Annotated in this window: 1 protein-coding gene; it reads right to left on the bottom strand. The window is 60.0% G+C overall.

Going from position 1 to position 1,004, the window contains the following annotated elements; translation table 11 throughout:
• On the bottom strand, window positions 1-1,004 hold a 1,004-nt coding region (locus DWX84_RS21375; RefSeq protein WP_370449844.1), incomplete at both ends, for a GumC family protein.

Genomic DNA, 1,004 nt, shown 5'->3' with positions numbered 1-1,004 from the left:
CGCTTCTGCAACAGCATGACGTACAACGTGGCCTTGATCTCCTGCTGCCGGGAGATCGTCATGAACTCCTTCTCCTGCCTCGGGGCGTCGCTGATGCGGCTCTCGAACTTGCTCGCCTGACGGTCGATGTCCGCCTTGGCGATCTGGAGACCCCTCAAGACACTGTTCACCGTCGTCTTCACGTTGCGGCGCATAGCCTCGATGCCGGCGTTCATGTTGATGATCGCCGGGTTGCTGTCCGAAGAGGTGCGCAACAGGCGCTTGCGCTCGATGATCATCGTGTTGTACTGGTCGATGACAGAGGTGAGGTTTTGATCCCGCAGGCCCACGTTGGCAGGGATCACCTCGTCCATGTTCGCAGGATCGTCGATATAATTGCGGAGATACTGCACCAAGTTGATCTGCGTGGCGTTCTCCGTACGTTGTTGCTCATACCTCGAGCTTTCCTGCAACGCCATCTGGGCGTCGCTCGTCAAATTCGTCAGGCCGGAGCGTTGCTTGAAGGCAGCGAGCTCGCTCTCCGTAGTGCCCAGCTCGCCGTTGATGATGCCGATGCGCTCCTCGATGAACTCAGCCGTCTTCTGCGCCACCTCGTTCTTCTCGTCGTTGGCGTCCTGGTTGTAGAACGACACAAGGCGATTGATGAAGTCCACGCCTCGTCGCCTCACCGTGTTCCTCAAGGATACCTTGGCGATCGTCGTCGTCTTGGACGAGGGCGTCACGCTCAACTCCTTGCCGTAAGCCTCGGCAGTGGACGTGGGGGTATGGACGTGGGCGACCAGCTCGATCTCCCCGCCCTCCAACTCCGGTATGGAATCCATGCACGTGAAACTGAAAACCCCCACGGGGGTGGGCAATATGGCGGGGAGCCTGTCGAAGCCCTGCTCCATCGTCTCCCAGTCACCCTCCTTATCGATCTTATACTCGGCCCTCACGCCCAGCCTCCCGTCCACGGTATAGCGCATGCGCAACTCCACGGGGGCCACCAGACGGTCCGCCTCCTC

This window comes from Parabacteroides sp. AF21-43 (genome assembly GCF_003635435.1).
Classification (GTDB): domain Bacteria; phylum Bacteroidota; class Bacteroidia; order Bacteroidales; family Tannerellaceae; genus Parabacteroides; species Parabacteroides distasonis.
The sequence above is the reverse complement of the archived record's forward strand: the minus strand, read 5'-3'. Positions and strand labels throughout refer to the sequence as shown.